Consider the following 19934-nt stretch of genomic DNA (forward strand, 5'->3'; position numbering starts at 1 on the left):
ATTTTCTTCATGCTGGAAAAGCCTGGCGCAGTCGTCGGGACTTCGAACCTTCACATCTACGCGGCCATGCGTGGCGGCCGCGCGGTTGCGGCCGCCGCATTGAAAACCTGCAATCAATCGAGCGCCCGATCATTCGGATGCGCAAACAGCGCCCGGTTTTCGTTGGACAGCGGATAGTTCAGGTTCATCCCCTTTGGCGGCACGGGCTGCGTGAACCACTTCGTGTACAGCCGCTGCGCTTCACCCGAAGTCTGCATGCGAGCGATCACGCCATCGGCCAGCCTCTTGAAAACGGGATCGTCCTTGCGCACCATGCAGCCGTAAACCTCCGAGAGCGGCGGCGTGCCGGTGATCACGTAGTCCTGCTGGTCCGCCTCCTTGGCCCGCGCCCCGTACAACAGCGGCTCGTCCATCACGAACGCGACCGCGCGCCCCGTCTTCACGTTGAGAAACGACTCCGCGTGGTCCTTGGCGGCGATGAGTTGCATGCCCATCTTCTTGTCGTTGTTCATCTCACGCAGCAGCCGGTCCTCCGACGTGCCCGCCGTGGTCACCACCGTCTTGCCTGCGAGATCGGGGAAGTCCTTGATGCCGGAATCCTTTTTCGCGATCAGGCGCACGCCGTACTGAAAGAAGCTGTTCGTGAACGCGACCTGGTTGTCGCGCTCCTTCGTGTGCGTGGTCGAACCACACTCGATATCGATCGTGCCGTTCTGCACGAGCGTAATGCGGTTCTGCGAAGTGATCGGAATTTCCTTGACCGTGAGCTTGTCGAGCTTCAGCTCCTTTTTCACCTCGTCGACGATCTTCAGCGCGATGTCCTGCGCATAGCCGATCGTGTGTTGCTCGCTGTCGTAGTAGGAGAACGGCACTGACGATTCCCGCACGCCCAGGGCAATCACGCCTGTATCGCGGATTTTTTTCAGAGTAGCGCTCGTGGCGTCCTGCGCCTGAGCCGGCCCGAGATACGTGCATCCCATGACGACTGCTGCGAGCGTTGCAACTTTTTTCATTTAGTCTCCTCCGGATGGTCCGTCGGCGCTTCGTGCGCCGCACCCGAGTATTCATGCCTTGCAGCGAGGCGGCAATTGAAATCGGTTACGACGACATAACTCAAGGTTAAGTCGCCGGTGAGGCGCGTCGTTCGAAGCGCGCCGTCGAGGCCGGTTTCGTTGGCAACACGAACCGTTACGTGGGCCATGACTTGTCCACACATTTTGTTGGCAGCCCTGTGCGTAACCCTTGGAAGACCGCATCAAGTCCTTGATGCGTTTCGGTTAATCCACGGCGTTCCCAATCGCGGCAACACCGCCTCGCAGCGCGTCGAAACCTACCCGTGTTTTCCACAGATTTTGTTGGCAGCCCTGTGCACAACTTCTGGACAGCGAACCTAAGTCCCTGATCGCAAACGCCAATGCGCCACGCGACAGAGAAGTTGCACGTTTTGGAGGCAGTAGACTTGTCCACAGTTAACGGGGAAAAGTCTGTGCATACACCCCCCAACATCCGCGCCAATCCATTGATAGCACAACGGATTTTCTCGCTGCGCGCCGATCGTCCCAGGCTTGCCTCACGCGTGCATATCCCTAAAGTTTGTAAGGGAAATGCCGTTATGCCTCGCTGTGTTGTTGGGTCTCGAGCGGCCCTATCGAAGGAATCTCATGCGCAACAATCAACCCGTCACGCAACAGGAATTCGACTATCCCGCTTCGCAGATGCTCGTCTCGGCCACCGACCTCAAGGGCCGCATTCAGTACTGCAATCCTGCGTTCGTCGCGGTGTCGGGCTTCACGAAAGAAGAGCTGATCGGCAAGGCACATAACATCATTCGTCATCCCGACATGCCGGCCGAGGCGTTCGCCGACTTGTGGGAGACCGTTCGCGAAGGCCGTCCCTGGACCGCGATCGTCAAGAACCGCCGCAAGTCCGGCGACCACTACTGGGTGCGCGCGAACGTAACGCCCGTCTCCGAGCACGGCACGGTGGTCGGCTATCTGAGCGTGCGCGTGAAGCCCACGCGCGATGAGATCCGCACGGCCGAAGCCTTCTACGCGCAAATGCGCGAGGACCGTCTGCGAGGCGTGCGGCTGCACCGCGGCTCGGTGGTGCGCACCGGCCTCGTGGGCGCACTGCAGGCGCTCCTGCGCGTGCCCATCGCCACGCGTGTCGCCTTCGGCTATGGCGCCGTGCCCGCCGTGTTCGCCGCGGCCGGCTTCGCCGCCTGGCAGGGGCTGCCGCCGCTGCCGTTCTGGGGCGCGTTCGGCGCGGCCTGCGTGTGTGCGCTCGGCGCCTGGCGTCTCACCACGCGCCACCTCGGCGCACCGCTCTCGCAGATGACCACGGCCTCCACGCGCATGGCCGCGGGCGACCTCACGGCCACACTCGCGGTCGCCACGAACGACGATCTAGGCGACGTGCTCCAGGCGCTCAACCAGCTGCAGGCCAATCTCACGGCGATCGTGTTCGACGTGCGCTCGCAGATCGACGGCATGCTCGACGCTGCGCACGAAATCTCGAGCGGTAATCTCGATCTCTCGCGCCGCACCGAAATGCAGGCAGCATCGCTCGAAGAAACCGCCGCCACGATGGATCAGCTGACGACCACCGTGCAGGCCAACGCCGAAGCCAGCGCCCGCGCGCTCGATCTCGCGCGCGACGCCCAGTCCGCGGCCGCCGAGGGCGGCTCGATCGCCGCGCAGATGGAGCGCACGATGACGGGTATCACCGACGCGTCGCGCCGGATCAGCGACATCACCGGCGTGATCGACGGCATCGCGTTCCAGACCAACATCCTCGCCCTCAACGCCGCCGTCGAAGCCGCGCGCGCGGGCGAGGCCGGCCGCTCGTTCGCCGTGGTCGCGGGCGAGGTGCGCATGCTCGCGCAGCGCTGCGCGGCGTCGTCAAGGGAGATCAAGCAGGTGGTGGACGCCAGTGTCAACGAGATCGCCGAGGGCACGCGCCTCGTTGGCAACACGACTGCGCAGATGCGCTCGATCGACGAAGCCGTGAGCCGCGTCTCGTCGATCATCACCGAGGTCGCGAACGCGAGCGGCGAGCAGGCCGAAGGCATCCGCCAGGTCAATCAGGCTGTCGCGCATCTGGACAGCGCCACGCAGCAGAACGCGGCGCTCGTCGAGCAGGCCGCCGCCACGGCGCAGCGGCTCGCCGAGCAGGCCGACGTGCTCGACGAGGCCGTGCGTCTGTTCACCGTGGCGGGCGCCGAGGCGGCAACGCGCGCGAAGCCCGCCCGCGCCCCGGCGCGCCGCCAGAGCGTCGATCTTGCCGAAGCGGCCGAGGAGATCGCGGCATAGCGACCGGCTCGCACGCCGCGCCGCCAACGCAGTCGGGTGGCTTCGTCTATTGGTCTGAGAGATCGGCGTTAGTCCCATCTCGACAGTGCGGCGCGCGGACGGCACCATGAAAACCGTCAGCAAGCCGTACCCCGGTTTGCTGATCCGAGTAACAACGGCGTTTCAACGGCTCGCCCGGCCTGCCCGGGTGGGCCGTTTTTTCTGCTGCGCCGGCCTGGCGCCTGGCATCGCTTTGCTTCGCAACCATGACAGCGGTGCAACGCGCAACGCATTTCGCATGGCCCGTTGCAGGGCGCGCAAAAACGGGCGTTGCGCCGGCCAGTCGCGTTACACTGGCTGGCCAGGGTCGCGGCACGGCGATCTCGCTGTGTGTGTCTGCGCTCACTTGCATAAACACGCCGGGCAGCCGACCCCGTACAATGGCTCGACCACCCAACGCACGAGGACAACATCAATGCGCACGACCGGGTCTTCCGGAAACATGACCCTGCTCACCGAGCATGACGACGCGACCGGACGCGAACTGCGTTCACTGCGCCTCGAATCGGCGGCCGACGGCAAAAGCCTCTTGCTGGTCGAAGTCGACGAGCGCAAGCCGGGCATCCATCGCGAAGTGCGTTACGAAATCACGCCGGCCGAGTTGATCGCGGCAATTCGCGCACAAGGCGCCGAGCTGCCCGGGGAATCACACACGCGCTAAGCGCACGGAAACTGACGGCAGGAACGCGGCACGCGCAGTCTCGTGTGCTGCGTTCTGTCGCTTTCCACTCATCGCGCTCCTCTCGCGAACACCTCGCGTTTCTCTCTTTTAATCCGGCGCTTTTTTCATATGCCTGCCCTACTCGGCAGGCATTCTCACGCGCGTGCAGGGGGTCGCTTGCACGCGTTCGAAATACGTCCATAATCTTTACGTTACCCTTCTATCTTTCCCGTTCCTCGCCTGACGGCGCAACGGAAGTAAGCCGATGCTACATGACCTCGTCGCGCAATACGGGCCTGCGCTGGTGTTCATCAATGTGCTCGCCGGATCGCTTGGGCTGCCCGTGCCCGCGATGCCCGCGCTCGTGTTGTTCGGCGCGATGGCGGCCATGCATCCCGGTTCGATCGGCCAGCAGGTTGCGCCGGTGCTCGGGCTCGCCATCTTCGCCATGCTGATCGGCGACAGCGTGTGGTTCATGGCCGGGCGCCTCTACGGCGGCAACACGCTCAAGACGCTCTGCAAGCTCTCGCTCTCGCGCGACACCTGCGTGAAAAAAACCGAGCGCTTTTTCGGCCGTTGGGGCGTGCGCGTACTCGCCGTCGCCAAGTTCGTACCGGGCCTGTCGCTCGTGTCCGTGCCGATGGCCGGCGCGATGGGCGTGCCCTACCGCCAGTTCGTCGGCTTCGACGGCGTCGGCGCGGCGCTGTGGTCCGGCACCGGACTGCTCGTCGGCGTGATGTTCGCGCCGCAGATCGACATGCTGATGAGCGGTGCAAGCCGCCTTGGCCGCTTCGCCCTCGTTGTGGTGGCCGTGCTGCTGGTGCTTTACGCGACCTACCGCTGGCAGCGCCGCCGCCAGCTCATCAAAAAGCTCGCGAACGCGCGCATCACGGTGGAAGACCTTTACCGCGCGATGGGCGCCAAGCCGCCGCCGGTCGTGTTCGACATTCGTTCAGAAGAAAAGCGCAAGCTCGATCCGTACATCATTCCGGGTGCGTTGTTCGCCGACGAGCGCAAGCTCGACGAGATCGTCGGCAAGTATCCGAACGACCAGAAGCTCGTGATCTACTGCTCGTGCCCCAATGAAATTTCCGCGGCCTGGATGGCGAAGAAGCTCGCCGAGGCCGGCTTTACCGATGTGGTCCCGCTGCTGGGCGGTCTCGACGCGTGGCGCGACGCCGGCCGCACGCTCGAGTCGCTCCAGCTGCACGCCCACACCGAAGTCCCGGTCAACATCACGCCTAAAGCTATCTGATCCGGGCGGCCCGCTCCCGAGCCGCCCGCACGAGGAGAACCGCCAGATGGGCACGATCACCGAAGCCGAGGTTCCCGAATCCGAGGAACTTCCTTCCGCGAGCCGCCACTCCGACACGCAGCCGCAACCCGCCGAAGCGCCGTTCTCGACGCTCTCCACGCGGCGCCATCAGATGTTCCCCGAGCTCAACGACGACGAAATCGCGCGCCTCGCGCGCTTCGGCGAAGAGCGCCACTGGTCTGCAGGGGAGTTGCTCTTTCGCACGGGTGAAACCGGCCCCGGCATGTTCGTGCTGCTCTCCGGTTCCGTGAAAGTGTCCCAGCGCGACGGGCTGGGCCGCGAGCGGCTCATCGTCGAGCATGGACGCGGGCATTTTCTCGCCGAAGTGGGCCAGCTTTCGGGCGGCCCGGCGCTCGTGGACGGCACGGCGCTCGAACCCGTCGATGCGATCCTGATTCCGCCCGAGCGGCTGCGCGCGGCCATCGTCGCCGAAGCCGAACTCGGCGAGCGCATCGTGCGCGCGCTGATCCTGCGCCGCGTCTCGCTGATCGAAAAGGGCGCGGGCGGCCCGATTCTCGTGGGCAAGCACGACGATCCCACGCTCGTTTCGCTGCAAGGCTTCCTTTCGCGCAATGGCCATCCGTATTCCGTGCTCGACGAGCGCGACGAAGGCATGCTTTGCGGCGTGATCGAGCGTTTCGCCGCGCGCTGCGAGGACCTGCCGCTCGTGATCTGCCCCGACGGGTCGGTGCTGCGCCATCCCAGTGCGCCCGAGCTGGCCACGTGCCTCGGCATCCTGCCCGAGCTGGACGGCGAGCGCGTGTACGACGTCGCCGTGGTGGGCGCGGGCCCGGCCGGTCTCGCCACTGCGGTCTATGCCGCTTCCGAAGGCCTTTCGGTGATCGTGCTCGACTCGCGCGCGCCCGGCGGCCAGGCGGGCGCCAGCTCGCGTATCGAAAACTATCTGGGCTTTCCCACCGGCATATCCGGCCAGGCGCTCGCGGGCCGCGCGTTCGTGCAGGCGCAGAAGTTCGGCGCGCACGTGGCCATTCCGGTCTCGGTGCGCAAGCTGATCTGCGATGAAGAACCGCGACGGCTCGAAACCTGCAGCGGCGATGTGCGCGCGCATACGGTCGTGATCGCGAGCGGCGCCGTGTACCGCAAGCCTGCGATCGAGGGCATCGATCGCTATACGGGGCGCGGCATTTACTACTGGGCCTCGCCGGTCGAGGCGAAGCTTTGCAAGCACGAGAACATCGTGCTCGTGGGCGGCGGCAATTCGGCGGGCCAGGCGATTGTCTATCTCTCCACACACGCGCGCCAGATCGACGTGCTGATCCGCAAGGCCGGTTTCGAATCGACGATGTCGCGCTATCTGATCGACCGTATCGCGTCGCTGTCGAACGTGCGCGTGCATGGACACAGCGAGATCGGCGGCCTCGACGAAGACACGAGCGGCCTGGCCGCCGTGCGCCTGAAGATGCCGTGCCCGGAGGGCGTCGACCATTTCGATTCGCGCCACCTGTTCCTCTTCACGGGTGCGGACCCGAACACCGGCTGGCTGCGCGCATGCGGCGTGAAGCTCGACGCGCACGGCTTCGTGCTGACCGGCGACAACGAGTCGTGCAGCCTCGCGACTTCGGTGGAAGGCGTCTACGCGATCGGCGACGCGCGCGCGGGCTCGACCAAGCGCGTGGCCGCGGCGGTGGGCGAAGGTGCGGCCGTGGTCGCGCAGATCCATCAACGGCTCGCCGCGCTGCGGCCGGTGACGGTGGTTGCGGGCGTCCATGCGTGAGCGCGCTGCGGAGGTTGCAGAAGCGCCCACGGTTGCCGAAGCCGGTTCCCCGCTAGTTCTGTCGCTCGCGGCGGCCCGCACGCTTCACCTCGCGGCGCAGGGGCTGCTTGCACCGCCGCGCCGCAAGGCGACCCGGGACGACGTGCTCTACGCGATTCGCCGCATGGCGCAACTGCAGATCGACACGATTCACGTGGTCGCGCGCAGTCCCTATTTTGTGCTGTTCAGCCGCATAGGCGCGTTCGAGCCGGCATGGCTCGACGCGCACCTCGCGCAAGGGCGCCTGTTCGAATACTGGGCGCATGAGGCCTGCTTCCTGCCCATCGAAGACTACGGGCTGCTGCGCCATCGCATGCTCGATCCTGCCGGCATGGGCTGGAAATACGCGGCCGAGTGGCACGACCAGTACCGTGACGACATCGACGCCCTGCTCGAGCGCATTCGCGCCGAGGGCGCCGTGCGTTCCGCCGACTTCGCGCGCGCCGAGGGCGCCAAAGGCAGCGGCTGGTGGGACTGGAAACCGGAGAAACGGCATCTGGAAGTGCTGTTCGCCACCGGCGCGCTGATGGTGGCGCAGCGCCACAACTTCCAGCGTGTGTACGACGTGGCCGAACGCGTGCTGCCGCACTGGAACGACGCGCGCGACCTGCCGCCACGCGCCGAAGCGGAGCGCGAACTGCTCTTGCGCTCCTGCCGCGCGCTCGGCGTGATCCGCGCGGACTGGGCCGCCGACTACTTCCGCCTGCCGCGCCGCCCCTATGCCGATGCCCTGCACGCACTCGCCGACGCGGGCGAGCTGCTGCCCGTGCGCGTGGAAGGCTGGAAGCACGACGCGTTCGTGCATCGCGAGCACGCGGCGCTCCTCGACGATGCGGCGAGCGGCAAGCTGGCCTCCACGGTCACGACCCTGCTCTCGCCCTTCGATCCGGTGGTGTGGGATCGCAAGCGAGCGCTCGCGCTATTCGATTTCGATTACGCCATGGAATGCTATGTGCCGGCTGCGAAGCGAAAATACGGTTACTTCGTACTACCGATCTTGAATCGTGGGCGGCTGGTCGGGCGCATCGACGCAAAGGCGCATCGGGCGCAGCAGGTGTTCGAGGTGAAGTCGCTGCATCTGGAGCCCGGCGTGCGCGCGAGCGGCCGTCTGGTGGCCGACTTGCGCCGGGCGCTGCAGCGTTGCGCGGATTGGCACGGCACGCCGGAGCTACGCATCGGCACAGCGCCGGACGGCCTCGCGGCCGCCCTGCTGGCTGCGTGAGCGTGCGGCTGCCGACCCGGCAGAGCCGCCGCACGCGTTGAGAACGATTAGTGATCCAGCTTGGCGCGCAACTCGCGCGCGGCTTCGAGCAACCCTTCGTAGCCCGAACGCGCGTGTTGCGGCAGATCGGGGTCGCCCACCAGCGCGCCCAGCGTTTCGACGAGGCTGAAGACGAGGCCCTTGGCCGCGCCCGCCGCGATCTTCCCGGATTTCACGCCTTCGTCGACGTGACTGAAGGCGGCGTTCAGACTCTCCAGATCCGGTTGCGATGAACCGGCGCCAGGCATTTGAGCGTCCTGCTTTTGCTTGTCGTCGCTCGTCATGATGAACTCGATCTCCCTTGGTGAGCAATAGTCAAAAGAATCCCGCACTTTTTAATGTTATATACCCATCGCGTCCGGGCGTCCATTCGAGGCCAGGCAGCGCGAGGGACAACGCAAGGCGCACTCCCGAATCTTCTCACCTTTGCCGCCCACGCGCAGAGGCCGCGAACGCGACGGCTTGTCGCTTCGTCGTGCCCGGCGACTAAAAAACCCCTTGAAATCAGGGCTAATGTGGGTTTCGCATGATAACCTGGCAGGTGCCTCACGTCGCTTCGCGTGATCACCGATGGCGCTCTCCATCCCCTCCCGTAAGCGCTCACCTTTGTGCTTCGAAGCGCGGATCCACGCCGCTTCGAGTGCGTCTTCCGATCGGCTCGCGCTCACCGCATCACACACCGGATTTGCGTTTCGCCCTTGTTTTCAAGGCACTTTTACTCACGACGGCACGACCCGCGCGCTCGCGCCGTTCGGTTCAAGGTGCGTGATCAAGTGCCATCCTGCTCACTCCCGAAAAGCCTCACCTCTCGCGCGAACGTCCATGCGAACGTCCATGCGGACGCCCAATGCGAAGCCTGAACGTTGCCGCGCGATGCGGTATCGTATGTGGATGTCTGCAGATGCCAATACGAGGAATCACGCGATGAGCTACGCCACGAACGCGCCCGCCCGCAAGGAGATCGACTCGCTCAGCGGGGCTGCCGTCGTCGAATTCGGCACCGACTGGTGCGGCTATTGCCAGGGTGCGCAACCGCTGATCGGCGCGGCGTTCGAGCGCAATCCGCAGGTGCGTCGTCTGAAAGTGGAAGATGGACCGGGCCGCGCGCTGGGCCGCTCGTTCCGCGTAAAACTCTGGCCCACGCTCATTTTCCTGCGCGACGGCGTGGAGGTCGCGCGCGTGGTGCGTCCGCAAAACGCCGCCGATCTCGACGAGGCATTCGCTTCGCTCGCGTAGTCGCGCCGCGCCCTCCTACGCGGTCCGAACGATCCGAGCGGACCGCTCCCGAAAAGCCTCACCTTTGCGCGCGGGCGCGCCCGAAGGCGCGCCGCGCTCACGCCTCCAGGCCGGCGAGCAGATCGTCGATCGCGCGATACACACGCTCGACCACCTCCGGCCCCACCTCCGCTTCCAGCGCCTTGTAGCGCGCCTCCAGTTCCTTCGAAATCGCTTTCACGAGCTGATGACTCTTCTTCGTGAGCGAGACGAGCACGCGCCGCTGGTCGTCGGCGAAACGCTCCTTCGTCACGAGGCCGAGCGTCTCCATACGTGCGAGCACGCCCGCCATGCTCGGGCTGGAGATCGTGCACAGGTCGGAAATCTGCCGCGGCTCGAGCGGTCCGCACTCATTGAGCGCACGGATCACGCGCCACTGCTGCTCGGTGAGACCGTGCGCCGTGATCAGCGGGCGAAAGCGTTCCATCATCTTTTCGCGTGCGCGCAGCAGCAGCATCGGCAGGTTGCGGTGCGCAACGCGAGTGGTCGGACGCGAGGTATCGGACATGGCGGTTTCAGCTAAACGAAGAATTCGAGGCCCTGGGCCAGGGGAAACCCGAAAAAATCCCATCGACGATTGACGACGGATGATAGCAAGCGCACCATCACTCACATATTAGTGTTTCCATGAAGCCCATCCAAGCCATGTTTTCCGTTGCCGATCATCTGCTCCACGTCGAAGGCGAGGCCTTGCCGCGCGACGTCAGCGCCGCTGCCATGCGCGGGCTGCTCGCGACCGGCGCGCGTTGCCGGGCGCCTGTGAGCGGCGCTGTCTACGGCACGCTGCTCAACGACCGCCACGCGCTCGAAGCACTGGGCGACGCCGTGAACGCGCCCCCTTACAAAGCGCCGCCGCGCGCGCCCATTCTCTACCTGAAGCCGCGCAACACGCTCGCGGGCCACCGCGCGCGCGTGGCCATGCCCGGCAGCGACGGCGTTCAGGTGGGCGCGTCGCTCGGCGTCGTGATTGGGCGAACCGCCGCGCGCGTCGCCGAACACGAAGCGTTCGACTACATCGCGGGTTATACGCTCGTGGCCGATCTGAGCGTGCCGCATGCGAGCGTCTATCGCCCCTCGGTGCGGTTTCGCGCGCGCGACAACTTCTGCGTCATCGGCCCCGCCGTCGTCGCGCGCCGGTATGTGGCCGATCCCGATGCGCTTGCCATTGCGGTGAACATCGAAGGCGGCACGGCCTTCCATGCAACGACGGCCACGAGCGTTCGTGGCGTAGCCGAATTGCTCGCCGATGTCACCGACTTCATGACGCTCGCCCCCGGCGACGTCATCACGCTCGGCGTGCCGCATGGCGCACCCGTGGTTCAGGCCGGCGCGCGTGCAGTGATCTCCATTGGAGACTGGGCGCCGCTCGAAATCGAATTCGTCGCGGCAGACGTGGCGCAGGGAGCACAAGCATGATGCGCGCACGCGTTGCCTATGCAGGCGCCATCCACGAAGCCACGCCCGAAGGAAACCGCGTGCGGCTCGCCGACGGCCGCGTGCGCGAGGAGCACGAAGTCGTCTGGCTCGCGCCTTTCGAGCCCGGCACGATCTTCGCCCTTGGGCTCAATTACGCCGAGCACGCCAAAGAACTGCAGTTCTCGAAGCAGGAAGAGCCGCTCGTGTTCCTCAAGGGGCCGGGCAGCGTGATCGGCCATCGCGGCGCCACGCGCCGGCCCGCCGACGTCACATTCATGCACTACGAGTGCGAGCTTGCCGTCGTGATCGGCCGCACCGCGTACAACGTGAAACGCGAGGACGCCATGCAGTACGTGGCCGGCTACACGATCGCGAACGACTACGCGATCCGCGACTATCTGGAGAACTACTACCGCCCGAACCTGCGCGTGAAAAACCGGGACGGCGGCACCGTGCTGGGCCCCTGGTTCGTCGACGCCGCCGATGTCGCCGACGTCAACGCGCTCGGCCTGCGTGCTTACGTGAACGGCGAACTCAAGCAGAACGGCAACACGCGCGATCTCGTCACCGGCATCGCGGAGCTCGTCGAGTATTTGAGCGGCTTCATGACGCTCGCCCCCGGCGACGTCATTCTGACCGGCACGCCCGAAGGCGTCGTCAACGTGAATGTGGGCGACGAAGTGGTGTGCGAGATCGACGGTCTGGGCCGTCTCGTCAACACCGTCGCGAGCGACGCCGACTACGGGCGCTGATCCGCCAACGAATCGAACACGGACTACGTTAGACATGCGAATCGACCATCTGATCAACGGCCGCGCACACAGCGGACGCGACTACTTCGAAACCGTGAATCCCGCGAACCAGGACGTGCTCGCGGAAGTCGCGCGCGGCGGCGCAGAGGAAGTCGATCTCGCGGTGCGCGCCGCGAAAGACGCCTTCCCCACCTGGGCGGCAACGCCCGCCGCGGAGCGCGCGACGGCGATCCGCAAGCTCGGCGAGCTGATCGCGAAGAACGTGCCCGAAATCGCGCAGACCGAAACGAAAGACACCGGCCAGACCATTTCGCAAACCGGCAAGCAACTCGTACCGCGCGCCGCCGACAACTTCAGCTACTTCGCCGAAGTCTGCACCGCCGTGGACGGCCACACCTACCCCACGTCCACGCATCTGAACTACACGCTGTTTCATCCCGTGGGCGTGTGCGCGCTCATCTCGCCCTGGAACGTGCCGTTCATGACCGCCACGTGGAAGGTCGCGCCCTGCCTCGCGTTCGGCAATACCGCCGTGCTGAAGATGAGCGAGCTATCGCCGCTCACGGCCTCGATGCTCGGCCAGCTTGCGCTCGACGCCGGCATTCCGGCGGGCGTGCTCAATGTCGTGCATGGCTACGGCAAGGAAGCGGGCGAGCCGCTCGTCGCGCACCCCGATGTGCGTGCGGTTTCGTTCACGGGCTCGACGGCTACGGGCAACCGCATCGTGCAGGCCGCGGGCCTCAAGAAGTTCTCGATGGAGCTGGGGGGCAAATCCCCGTTCGTGATCTTCGACGACGCCGATTTCGAGCGCGCGCTCGACGCCGCTGTGTTCATGATCTTCTCGAACAACGGCGAGCGCTGCACGGCGGGCTCGCGCATTCTCGTGCAGCGTTCGATCTACGCGAAGTTCGCCGAGCGCTTCGTCGAACGTGCGAAGCGCATCAGAGTAGGCGATCCGCTCGACGAGACAACCATCGTCGGCCCGATGATCAGCGAGGGCCATCTCGCGAAGGTACGCAGCTATATCGAGCTCGGACCGAAGGAAGGCGCGACGCTCGCGTGCGGCGGCCTCGACGCGCCGGCGCTGCCCGACGCGGTGAAGAATGGAAACTTCGTTCAGCCGACCGTGTTCGTCGATGTCGATAACCGCATGCGCATTGCGCAGGAAGAAATTTTCGGCCCGGTGGCGTGCCTGATTCCCTTCGACGACGAAGCGCACGCGATCCGCCTTGCCAACGACATCGCCTATGGCCTGTCCAGCTACGTGTGGACCGAGAACACCGGCCGCGCGCTGCGCGTGGCCGCCGCCGTCGAAGCGGGCATGTGCTTCGTGAACAGCCAGAACGTGCGCGACCTGCGCCAACCGTTCGGCGGCACGAAGGCTTCGGGCGTGGGCCGCGAAGGCGGCACATGGAGCTACGAAGTGTTCCTCGAGCCGAAGAACGTGTGTGTTTCGCTCGGCTCGCATCACATTCCGCACTGGGGCGTGTAATGGGCGAACTCGCGCTGGCGGCCAAGGTCACGCACGTGCCTTCGCTTTACCTCTCCGAACTGGACGGCCCCCACAAGGGCTGCCGCCAGGCGGCCATCGACGGCCATCACGAGATCGGCCGCCGCTGCCGCGAACTGGGCGTCGACACGATCGTCGTGTTCGATGTGCACTGGCTCGTGAACAGCGAGTATCACATCAACTGCGCGCCGCGCTTCGAAGGCGTCTACACGAGCAACGAGCTGCCGCATTTCATCAAGAACATGCCGTATGCGTACCCCGGCAATCCGCAGCTTGGCCATCTGATTGCCGATGTCGCGAACGAAATGGGCGTGAAAACGCGCGCACATAGCGATACGACGCTCGACCTCGAATACGGCACGCTCGTCCCCATGCGCTACATGAACGGCGACGAACATTTCCGCACGGTTTCGGTGGCAGGCTGGTGCATGTGGCACGACCTCGCCACCAGCGCGCGCTTTGGCCTGGCCGTACGACGCGCGATCGAAGAGCGCTACGACGGCACGGTGGCGATACTCGCGAGCGGGTCGCTGAGCCACCACTTCGCCAACAACGGCACGGCCGAAGCCTTCATGCACAAGGTCTGGGACCCGTTTCTCGAAGCGACCGATCGCAACGTCGTGGCGATGTGGGAGCGTGGCGACTGGAAAACCTTCTGCGACATGCTGCCGATGTACAACGAAAAGTGCTGGGGTGAAGGCGGTATGCACGACACGGCCATGCTGCTCGGCGCGCTCGGGTGGGACCGCTACGAAGGCGTGGCGGAAGTCGTCACGCCGTATTTCGGCAGCTCCGGCACCGGACAGATCAACGCCGTGCTGCCGGTCACGCCTCTGCCGACCTGAACACGGGAGAACGCCATGCCCCATCTCACCCTCGAATACAGCGCGAATCTCGCGGACGCGAGCAGCATGGCTCAGCTCTGCGAAACGCTTGCCCAAGTGCTCGATGCGCAACGCGATGAAAACGGCGCGCGCGTCTTTCCGCGCGGCGGCATTCGCACGCGCGCGCTGCGTTGCGAGCAGTACTTCATTGCCGACGGCGATCCCGGCAACGCCTTCCTGCACGGCTGCCTGAAGATCGGCGCGGGTCGCTCCCAAGCTGTACGCCGCGCGACGGGCGATGCACTTTTCGATGCGATCAAACAGCACTTCGCCCTTGCCTTCGCGTCGCAGGGCCTCGCGCTCTCGCTCGAAATCGTCGAGTTCAGCGAAGAAGGCGCGTGGAAGCACAACAACCTGCACGCACGGCTCAAAAACGCGAGTTCATGATGCTAGATCAGCAAACCATCTGCGAGCTGGCTGCACGGCTCGACGAAGCGGAACGCACGCGTACGCAGCTGCGGCATTTTTCGCGGTCGCATCCGGACATGACGATCGACGACGGCTACGCGATCCAGCGCGAGTGGGTCAAGCTCAAGCTCGCCGCGGGGCACACGATCAAGGGCCGCAAGATTGGCCTTACGTCGCGCGCCATGCAGCGCGCGTCGCAGATCGACGAGCCCGACTACGCGCCGCTGCTCGACAGCATGTTCATCCCAGCAGGCAGCGAGATTCGCGCGGACCGTTTCATCGCGCCGCGCGTGGAAGTGGAACTGGCGTTCGTGCTGAACCGGCCGCTGCAAGGGCCCAACGTCACGCTCTTCGACGTGCTAGACGCGACGGCCTATGTGACGCCGGCCATCGAGATCATCGACGCGCGCATCGAGCAGTTCGACCGCGAAACTAAAGCGCCGCGCAAGGTGTTCGACACGATTTCCGACTTCGCCGCAAACGCGGGCGTCGTGCTGGGCGGCCGCCCGGTCAAGCCGCTCGACGTGGACCTGCGCTGGGTCGGCGCGCTGCTCTACAGGAACGGCGCCGTGGAGGAAAGCGGGCTGGCCGCCGCGGTGCTCGACCATCCGGCAACCGGCGTTGCCTGGCTCGCCAACAAGATCGCGCGCCACGACGAGCGCCTGGAAGCCGGGGACGTGATCCTGAGCGGCTCGTTCACGGCCCCGATTACGGCGCGCGCGGGCGATACGTTCCATGCCGATTACGGCACGCTAGGCGGCATCGGCTTCCATTTCATCTGATCAGGATGCCGTAATGATGGCCGTACCCGCCAGCCGTTCGCGCGTGCCCTCGCGCAAGGCGGCCGGCAAATCGGCCTGTGGGCCGCACTTGCCGACTCGTACGTGAGCGAACTGCCCAGCTCGAAGCGATCGCGCAGGCGTTGCTCGCCCGCAGCGCAAGCGAACTGGCCGGCAAATTCCGCCACCCTGCGGCCGCGTCTAACGCGCGCTCTTCGCGTTCGGTACGCGTTCACCCCATCACGCGCGGAGCGCGCTTCATTCGCCCTCTTCCCCACTCTGCACGAGTTTGGCCAACACGCTCGCCAGCACTTCGCGCTCGTGCTCGCTCAGCGTGGCGAGAATCGCGTCGTTCGTCGCCTTCGAGATCGCCGCGGCGCGCCGGTAGGTGCTGCGCCCCTGCGCCGTGAGCGCCACGAGCACGCCTCGCCCGTCCGCCTCGTTCGAGGTCTTGGCGAGCAGGCCCTTGCGTTCGAGCACGTCGGTCGCGCGGCTCGCCTGGCTGCGGTCGAGGTTCGACACGCGCCCGAGATCCGACACCGACAACGATCCGAACGCGCCCACGCTGAGCAGCAGCCGCGCCTCCGTGAGCGACAGCGAAAGCGCTGCCTCGAACGCGTCGCTCATCGTGCGATCGGTCTGCTTCTTGAGCACATGGAGCCGGTAGGTGAACAACTCCGCAAGGTTGTACTTCCCCGTCATCGATCTTCCCGCCTGGTTTTCACCGGCCGCGAAATGCGGCCACGCCATCAGGATAGCATCGATGAAAGCCCTATTCTGCAGGCATTTCATTGACGATTTGATGCTTGCACACGCATTTATTTGCGCGTAGGATCGGCGAGATCAGAGCCCGCCACGAGGAGACTTTCATGAATGAAAACATCCAGCGCACGCGCCCCGAATGGTGCGACCCCACGGAATGGGCGGCGCGCGTGCAACTCGCCGCCGTGTATCGCGTGTTTCATCTCATGGGCTGGACTGAGCTGATCTTCAATCACATTACGCTGCGCGTGCCCGGGCCGCACAAGCATTTCCTCATCAACCCGTTCGGGCTCACGTATGACGAAATCAAGGCCTCCAATCTCGTCAAGATCGATCTCGAAGGCAACATCCTGAGTCCGAGCGAGTATCCGATCAACCCGGCCGGCTTCGTGATTCACAGCGCGATCCATGCAAACGTGGCAGACGCGCATTGCGTGATGCACACGCACACCACGGCAGGGCTCGCGGTGGCGTGCATGGAAGGAGGCCTCGCATATACGAACTTCTATTCGGCGCAGTTGCACGACATGGTCGCGTATCACGACTTCGAAGGCATCACCGTGCACGCCGAAGAAAAATCGCGCATCCTGCAGTCGATGGGCGACAAGCGGCTGCTCATCCTGCGCAATCACGGGCTGCTTTCGCACGGTGTGACCCTCGCGCACGCGTTTGCGCTGCTGTGGACGCTCAACCGCGCATGCGAAGTGCAGGTCCTGACCGATTCGATGCGCGGCCAGACGCTGCCGATTTCGCCCGCCATTACCGAGCGCTCGACGCGCGACGCCTTGCAGTTCTCGCCCGAACATGGCGCGGGCCAGAACGTGCTCGACGCGCTGGTCCGTCGTGTCACGCGCATCGACCCGTCATATCAGGAGTGAAAGTTTGAACACACCGAATCAGAAGATCACCGTCGTCGGCGGCGGTGCGATCGGCGGCTTGATCGCGGCGCGTCTGGCGCGCGCGGGCATCGCCGTAAATCTGCTCGCCCGCGGCGCGCATCTGGAAGCGATTCGCCGCGACGGTCTGACGATCGTCGAAGGCGACACGCGCTACACGCAAGCCGTCAACGCCACGAACGACGCCGCAACGCTCGGCGCGCAAGACATCGTCTTCGTTTGCCTGAAGGGTCAGGCGCTCGCCCAGTCGGCCGCTTCGCTCGCGCCGCTCGTGGCGCCGCACACGCATATCGTCTCGGCGATGAACGGCGTACCCTGGTGGTTCCTCCACGGCTTCGGCGGCGCGCACGCGAACGGCCGGCTGGAAGCGGTCGATCCGGGCGGCGTCGTCTCGAAGGCGTTGCCGCCCGCACAGGCTTCGGGCTGTGTCGTGCATCTGTCGTCGTCGATTGCGGAGCCGGGCGTGATCCGCAAGGGCGGCGGCAATCATCTGATCGTCGGCGAGGGCTCGGCGCACATGGCCGCGCGCGCGCAGGAAGCGCGCGATCTGCTTGCGCGGGCCGGGTTCGAGGTCACCAAGGCCGCGCCGATTCAGGCCGATATCTGGGCGAAGCTCTGGGGCAATATGACGATGAACCCCATCAGCGCGCTCACGCGCTCGACCGCCGACGTGATTCTGGACGACCCGCTCACGGCGCAACTCGTGAGCACGGTCATGGTCGAGGCGCGGGCGATTGGCGAAGCGCTCGGCATTGGCATTGCGATGACCATCGAGGAGCGCAGCGCGCTCACGCGCAAGCTCGGCGCGTTCAAGACTTCGATGCTGCAAGACGTGGAGGCGGGCCGCTCGCTCGAAGTCGAAGCACTGCTTGGCGCGCCCTATGAACTGGCGCAGCGCGTGGGCATCGCGGCGCCTTCGCTCGGCATGCTCTACGGTCTGGCGCGCCAGCTCGACGCGAATCTCGAAGCGGCGCGCCACAAACGCTAGCCATCAATCCTCGAGCGGCTTGCCCGTGAGGTCGCGAATGAACGGCAACGCGAGGCACGAGATCGCCACGCACCCCATCACGTACCACGCGGGCGCGAGCAGATTGCCCGTGCTCTTCACGAGCCAGGTGGCGACGGTCTGCGCGAAGCCGCCGAAAATCGCCACGCCAATGCCGTAGACGATCGCCATGCCCGTCGCGCGCACCGCGCGCGGGAACATCTCGGGCAGCATCGTGATGGAGGGCGCAGCCTGCAGCCCCAGCAGCACGCTCAGGCCGCCTACGGTGATCAAAAGACGCGCGGCATCCGGGCCGCTCGCGAGCCACAGGAACGCCGGGTAGATCAACAGCAAGACGCCCACGCGCGGCCAGAAGATCAGCGCGCGGCGGCTGAACCGGTCGCAGAGCAGGCCCGACACGGGCGCCACCAGAAAGGTCACGACGCCGGAAACGAGCCCCGCCAGCAACGCCGTGGGCGCGGGCACCTTCAGTTCGTGAATCGCATACGTCGGCATATAGAACGTAACGACATAGGCCGTGACCGTGGAGCCGATCGTCAGCAGGATGCCGAGCGCCGCGCGCCGCCAGTGGTCGCGCAGCACGGCGAGCACTGGCATGCGCACCACGCTCGCCTGCTGCGGCAACTGCTCGTCCAGACGCCGGCGAATCCACATGCCGAGCGGCGCGATCGCCACGCCCATGAGGAAAGGCACGCGCCAGCCCCAGGCGAGCAGCGTGTCGGCGGCGAGGAAAGTCGTCAGGAGTCCGGCCGTTAATGCGCCGAGCGAAACGCCCATTCCCTGGCTCGCAAACTGCCAGCTGCCGAGCAAGCCGCGATTGGCGGGCGTGCCCGCCTCGATCAGCAGCGTGGTGGAAGCGCCCACTTCGCCGCCCGCGGAAAACCCTTGCAGCAAGCGCGCGAACACGATCACGACCGGTGCGGCGACGCCGATCTGCGCATAGGTGGGCGCGAGGCCGATCAGCATACAGCCCAGCGCCATCATGAAGATGGTGAGCGTCATGGCAGGCTTGCGTCCGGCGCGGTCGGCATAGGCGCCGATCACGACGCCGCCCAGCGGCCGCATCACGAAACCCACGCCAAAGGTCGCCACCGAGGCCAGCAACTGCCCGTAGCTCGACATGGTGGGAAAGAACAGCTTGCCGATGGTCAGCGCGAAGAAGCTGTAGACGGTGAAATCAAAGAATTCGAGCGCATTGCCGATTGTGGCGGCGACGATCAACTGCGTGCGGCTCAGTTTGCCCTTGCGCACTCCGGTCATGCTGACGCTGTTCATGGCGCTCCTCGTCGGCCTCTGGCGGGCCTGAATGTTGACCGTGCAACGGTAGCATTCGCCCGGGCGCACGCGCCACTGATCAAAACCCGCGTACGCCGCGAACCGAAGCCGGCATGAAGCGTCCCTTTTAACGACGCCCGGCGTGCGCGCCTCATCCGAGTTCGTAAGGTGAAAGAGGCATACTCCCGGCATAGTCAGCACTCACCTTTCGTGCGCCGCGCCGTATTTGGCGGTTCCGCAAACGCATGCGGGCCACCCCGCACAAAGCGGGCACCAAAATTGCGGCAGCGCGTCGAACGTTCCGACGAACGGGGCGGCGGCAGCCTTTGCGCCGCGCCAACGCGCCCCCAGCCGCGCGCATCGTCCCGCTGTCTTTTCCTCCGCCGCCACTGAAGGGTCGCCGCAGTCGCGACCCGTAAGCCAATGACAAGGATGTCCCTTTCTTCTGCCTTTCGGTTCCCGCGCGCGTCTCGCCTGCATGCTTACGTTGCCGTCTTCGCCGTTTCAGCCGGCGTGACGCTCGCGCTCGGCACGTCGAGTGCAGCGGCGGCGACACCGGCCACCGTCGCCGAAGCGTTCAAGCCCGGCGCGAGCCCAGCCCATCCCGCCC

At 65.5% G+C, this 19934-nt stretch carries 20 protein-coding genes; 14 read left to right on the top strand and 6 right to left on the bottom strand.

Annotation, left to right across the window (positions count from 1 at the left end; genetic code table 11):
- Window positions 1-113: 113 nt before the first annotated feature.
- Together M3I53_RS33615 and M3I53_RS33620 are read right to left on the bottom strand one after the other, a co-directional pair.
- Entirely contained in the window at window positions 114-1013 is a 900-nt protein-coding gene (locus M3I53_RS33615) for a glutamate/aspartate ABC transporter substrate-binding protein (RefSeq protein WP_254320100.1), read from the bottom strand.
- Window positions 1010-1201, bottom strand: coding sequence for a hypothetical protein (locus tag M3I53_RS33620; RefSeq protein ID WP_254320101.1), 192 nt, complete (start codon window positions 1199-1201; stop codon window positions 1010-1012). Before M3I53_RS33620 ends, M3I53_RS33615 begins: the two co-directional genes overlap by 4 nt.
- A 460-nt stretch (window positions 1202-1661) precedes the next feature.
- On the opposite strand from M3I53_RS33620, the gene M3I53_RS33625 reads away from it, so the two are divergent.
- From M3I53_RS33625 to M3I53_RS33645, 5 genes are all read left to right on the top strand, one after another.
- On the top strand, window positions 1662-3311 hold the full coding sequence (locus M3I53_RS33625; RefSeq protein ID WP_254320102.1) for a PAS domain-containing methyl-accepting chemotaxis protein: 1650 nt from the start codon (window positions 1662-1664) through the stop codon (window positions 3309-3311).
- Window positions 3312-3765: 454 nt separating this feature from the next.
- Window positions 3766-4011 (top strand): hypothetical protein, encoded by a 246-nt coding sequence (locus M3I53_RS33630; protein ID WP_028207914.1) that lies wholly within the window; start codon window positions 3766-3768, stop codon window positions 4009-4011.
- A gap of 265 nt (window positions 4012-4276) precedes the next feature.
- The gene (locus M3I53_RS33635; RefSeq protein ID WP_254320103.1) at window positions 4277-5266 is read left to right on the top strand and encodes a DedA family protein/thiosulfate sulfurtransferase GlpE; all 990 of its coding nucleotides are present in this window, start codon (window positions 4277-4279) and stop codon (window positions 5264-5266) included.
- Between the two features lie 46 nt (window positions 5267-5312).
- Complete coding sequence (locus M3I53_RS33640; RefSeq protein WP_254320104.1) at window positions 5313-7061, top strand: FAD-dependent oxidoreductase; 1749 nt, start codon at window positions 5313-5315, stop codon at window positions 7059-7061.
- A complete protein-coding gene (locus M3I53_RS33645; RefSeq protein ID WP_254320105.1) occupies window positions 7054-8322 on the top strand; it encodes a winged helix-turn-helix domain-containing protein in 1269 nt (422 codons plus the stop codon). Before M3I53_RS33640 ends, M3I53_RS33645 begins: the two co-directional genes overlap by 8 nt.
- Window positions 8323-8369: 47 nt before the next feature.
- Here the strand turns inward: M3I53_RS33645 and M3I53_RS33650 are convergent, their stop codons facing one another.
- A complete protein-coding gene (locus M3I53_RS33650) occupies window positions 8370-8645 on the bottom strand; it encodes a hypothetical protein (protein WP_254320106.1) in 276 nt (91 codons plus the stop codon).
- 640 nt (window positions 8646-9285) lie between these two features.
- Between M3I53_RS33650 and M3I53_RS33655 the strand changes: the two genes are divergently transcribed.
- On the top strand, window positions 9286-9597 hold the full coding sequence (locus M3I53_RS33655; protein ID WP_254320107.1) for a thioredoxin family protein: 312 nt from the start codon (window positions 9286-9288) through the stop codon (window positions 9595-9597).
- A gap of 97 nt (window positions 9598-9694) precedes the next feature.
- Here the strand turns inward: M3I53_RS33655 and hpaR are convergent, their stop codons facing one another.
- Window positions 9695-10093, bottom strand: coding sequence for a homoprotocatechuate degradation operon regulator HpaR (gene hpaR, locus M3I53_RS33660; protein WP_254320120.1), 399 nt, complete (start codon window positions 10091-10093; stop codon window positions 9695-9697).
- Window positions 10094-10281: 188 nt separating this feature from the next.
- Between hpaR and M3I53_RS33665 the strand changes: the two genes are divergently transcribed.
- The 6 genes from M3I53_RS33665 to hpaH are packed head-to-tail and all read left to right on the top strand — an operon-like array spanning window position 10282 to window position 15388.
- On the top strand, window positions 10282-11052 hold the full coding sequence (locus tag M3I53_RS33665) for a fumarylacetoacetate hydrolase family protein (RefSeq protein ID WP_254320121.1): 771 nt from the start codon (window positions 10282-10284) through the stop codon (window positions 11050-11052).
- Window positions 11049-11804 (top strand): fumarylacetoacetate hydrolase family protein, encoded by a 756-nt coding sequence (locus M3I53_RS33670; protein ID WP_254320108.1) that lies wholly within the window; start codon window positions 11049-11051, stop codon window positions 11802-11804. The genes M3I53_RS33665 and M3I53_RS33670 overlap by 4 nt, the downstream gene beginning before the upstream one ends.
- Window positions 11805-11838: 34 nt before the next feature.
- Complete coding sequence (hpaE, locus tag M3I53_RS33675) at window positions 11839-13296, top strand: 5-carboxymethyl-2-hydroxymuconate semialdehyde dehydrogenase (protein WP_254320110.1); 1458 nt, start codon at window positions 11839-11841, stop codon at window positions 13294-13296.
- Window positions 13296-14159: a 3,4-dihydroxyphenylacetate 2,3-dioxygenase gene (gene hpaD, locus M3I53_RS33680; protein WP_254320111.1), complete on the top strand. Its 864-nt coding sequence runs from the start codon at window positions 13296-13298 to the stop codon at window positions 14157-14159. Before hpaE ends, hpaD begins: the two co-directional genes overlap by 1 nt.
- 15 nt (window positions 14160-14174) lie before the next feature.
- Complete coding sequence (locus M3I53_RS33685; protein WP_254320112.1) at window positions 14175-14585, top strand: 5-carboxymethyl-2-hydroxymuconate Delta-isomerase; 411 nt, start codon at window positions 14175-14177, stop codon at window positions 14583-14585.
- On the top strand, window positions 14585-15388 hold the full coding sequence (gene hpaH / locus M3I53_RS33690; protein WP_254320122.1) for a 2-oxo-hept-4-ene-1,7-dioate hydratase: 804 nt from the start codon (window positions 14585-14587) through the stop codon (window positions 15386-15388). The genes M3I53_RS33685 and hpaH overlap by 1 nt, the downstream gene beginning before the upstream one ends.
- Before the next feature lie 255 nt (window positions 15389-15643).
- Here the strand turns inward: hpaH and M3I53_RS33695 are convergent, their stop codons facing one another.
- The gene (locus tag M3I53_RS33695) at window positions 15644-16087 is read right to left on the bottom strand and encodes a MarR family winged helix-turn-helix transcriptional regulator (protein WP_254320113.1); all 444 of its coding nucleotides are present in this window, start codon (window positions 16085-16087) and stop codon (window positions 15644-15646) included.
- Window positions 16088-16254: 167 nt separating this feature from the next.
- Between M3I53_RS33695 and M3I53_RS33700 the strand changes: the two genes are divergently transcribed.
- Window positions 16255-17025, top strand: a complete 771-nt coding sequence (locus M3I53_RS33700) for a class II aldolase/adducin family protein (RefSeq protein WP_254320114.1) — start codon at window positions 16255-16257, stop codon at window positions 17023-17025.
- 4 nt (window positions 17026-17029) lie between these two features.
- Window positions 17030-18031, top strand: coding sequence for a 2-dehydropantoate 2-reductase (locus tag M3I53_RS33705; protein WP_254320115.1), 1002 nt, complete (start codon window positions 17030-17032; stop codon window positions 18029-18031).
- Window positions 18032-18034: 3 nt separating this feature from the next.
- Here M3I53_RS33705 and M3I53_RS33710 read toward each other — a convergent pair whose 3' ends face one another.
- On the bottom strand, window positions 18035-19324 hold the full coding sequence (locus M3I53_RS33710; RefSeq protein ID WP_254320116.1) for an MFS transporter: 1290 nt from the start codon (window positions 19322-19324) through the stop codon (window positions 18035-18037).
- Window positions 19325-19934: the final 610 nt, after the last annotated feature.

Origin of the sequence: Paraburkholderia sp. CNPSo 3272 (assembly GCF_024206495.1) — a bacterium.
GTDB lineage: Bacteria > Pseudomonadota > Gammaproteobacteria > Burkholderiales > Burkholderiaceae > Paraburkholderia.

Bases quoted from the DNA above. Each gene is read 5' to 3' on its own strand.
- M3I53_RS33625 (WP_254320102.1), top strand. From the start codon at position 1,662: ATGCGCAACAATCAACCCGTCACGCAACAGGAATTCGACTATCCCGCT.
- M3I53_RS33620 (WP_254320101.1), bottom strand. From the start codon at position 1,201: ATGGCCCACGTAACGGTTCGTGTTGCCAACGAAACCGGCCTCGACGGC.
- hpaH (WP_254320122.1), top strand. From the start codon at position 14,585: ATGCTAGATCAGCAAACCATCTGCGAGCTGGCTGCACGGCTCGACGAA.
- M3I53_RS33640 (WP_254320104.1), top strand. From the start codon at position 5,313: ATGGGCACGATCACCGAAGCCGAGGTTCCCGAATCCGAGGAACTTCCT.
- hpaD (WP_254320111.1), top strand. From the start codon at position 13,296: ATGGGCGAACTCGCGCTGGCGGCCAAGGTCACGCACGTGCCTTCGCTT.
- M3I53_RS33670 (WP_254320108.1), top strand. From the start codon at position 11,049: ATGATGCGCGCACGCGTTGCCTATGCAGGCGCCATCCACGAAGCCACG.
- M3I53_RS33685 (WP_254320112.1), top strand. From the start codon at position 14,175: ATGCCCCATCTCACCCTCGAATACAGCGCGAATCTCGCGGACGCGAGC.
- M3I53_RS33700 (WP_254320114.1), top strand. From the start codon at position 16,255: ATGAATGAAAACATCCAGCGCACGCGCCCCGAATGGTGCGACCCCACG.
- M3I53_RS33650 (WP_254320106.1), bottom strand. From the start codon at position 8,645: ATGACGAGCGACGACAAGCAAAAGCAGGACGCTCAAATGCCTGGCGCC.
- M3I53_RS33635 (WP_254320103.1), top strand. From the start codon at position 4,277: ATGCTACATGACCTCGTCGCGCAATACGGGCCTGCGCTGGTGTTCATC.
- M3I53_RS33655 (WP_254320107.1), top strand. From the start codon at position 9,286: ATGAGCTACGCCACGAACGCGCCCGCCCGCAAGGAGATCGACTCGCTC.
- M3I53_RS33695 (WP_254320113.1), bottom strand. From the start codon at position 16,087: ATGACGGGGAAGTACAACCTTGCGGAGTTGTTCACCTACCGGCTCCAT.
- M3I53_RS33645 (WP_254320105.1), top strand. From the start codon at position 7,054: ATGCGTGAGCGCGCTGCGGAGGTTGCAGAAGCGCCCACGGTTGCCGAA.
- M3I53_RS33665 (WP_254320121.1), top strand. From the start codon at position 10,282: ATGTTTTCCGTTGCCGATCATCTGCTCCACGTCGAAGGCGAGGCCTTG.
- M3I53_RS33615 (WP_254320100.1), bottom strand. From the start codon at position 1,013: ATGAAAAAAGTTGCAACGCTCGCAGCAGTCGTCATGGGATGCACGTAT.
- hpaE (WP_254320110.1), top strand. From the start codon at position 11,839: ATGCGAATCGACCATCTGATCAACGGCCGCGCACACAGCGGACGCGAC.
- M3I53_RS33710 (WP_254320116.1), bottom strand. From the start codon at position 19,324: ATGAACAGCGTCAGCATGACCGGAGTGCGCAAGGGCAAACTGAGCCGC.
- hpaR (WP_254320120.1), bottom strand. From the start codon at position 10,093: ATGCTGCTGCTGCGCGCACGCGAAAAGATGATGGAACGCTTTCGCCCG.
- M3I53_RS33630 (WP_028207914.1), top strand. From the start codon at position 3,766: ATGCGCACGACCGGGTCTTCCGGAAACATGACCCTGCTCACCGAGCAT.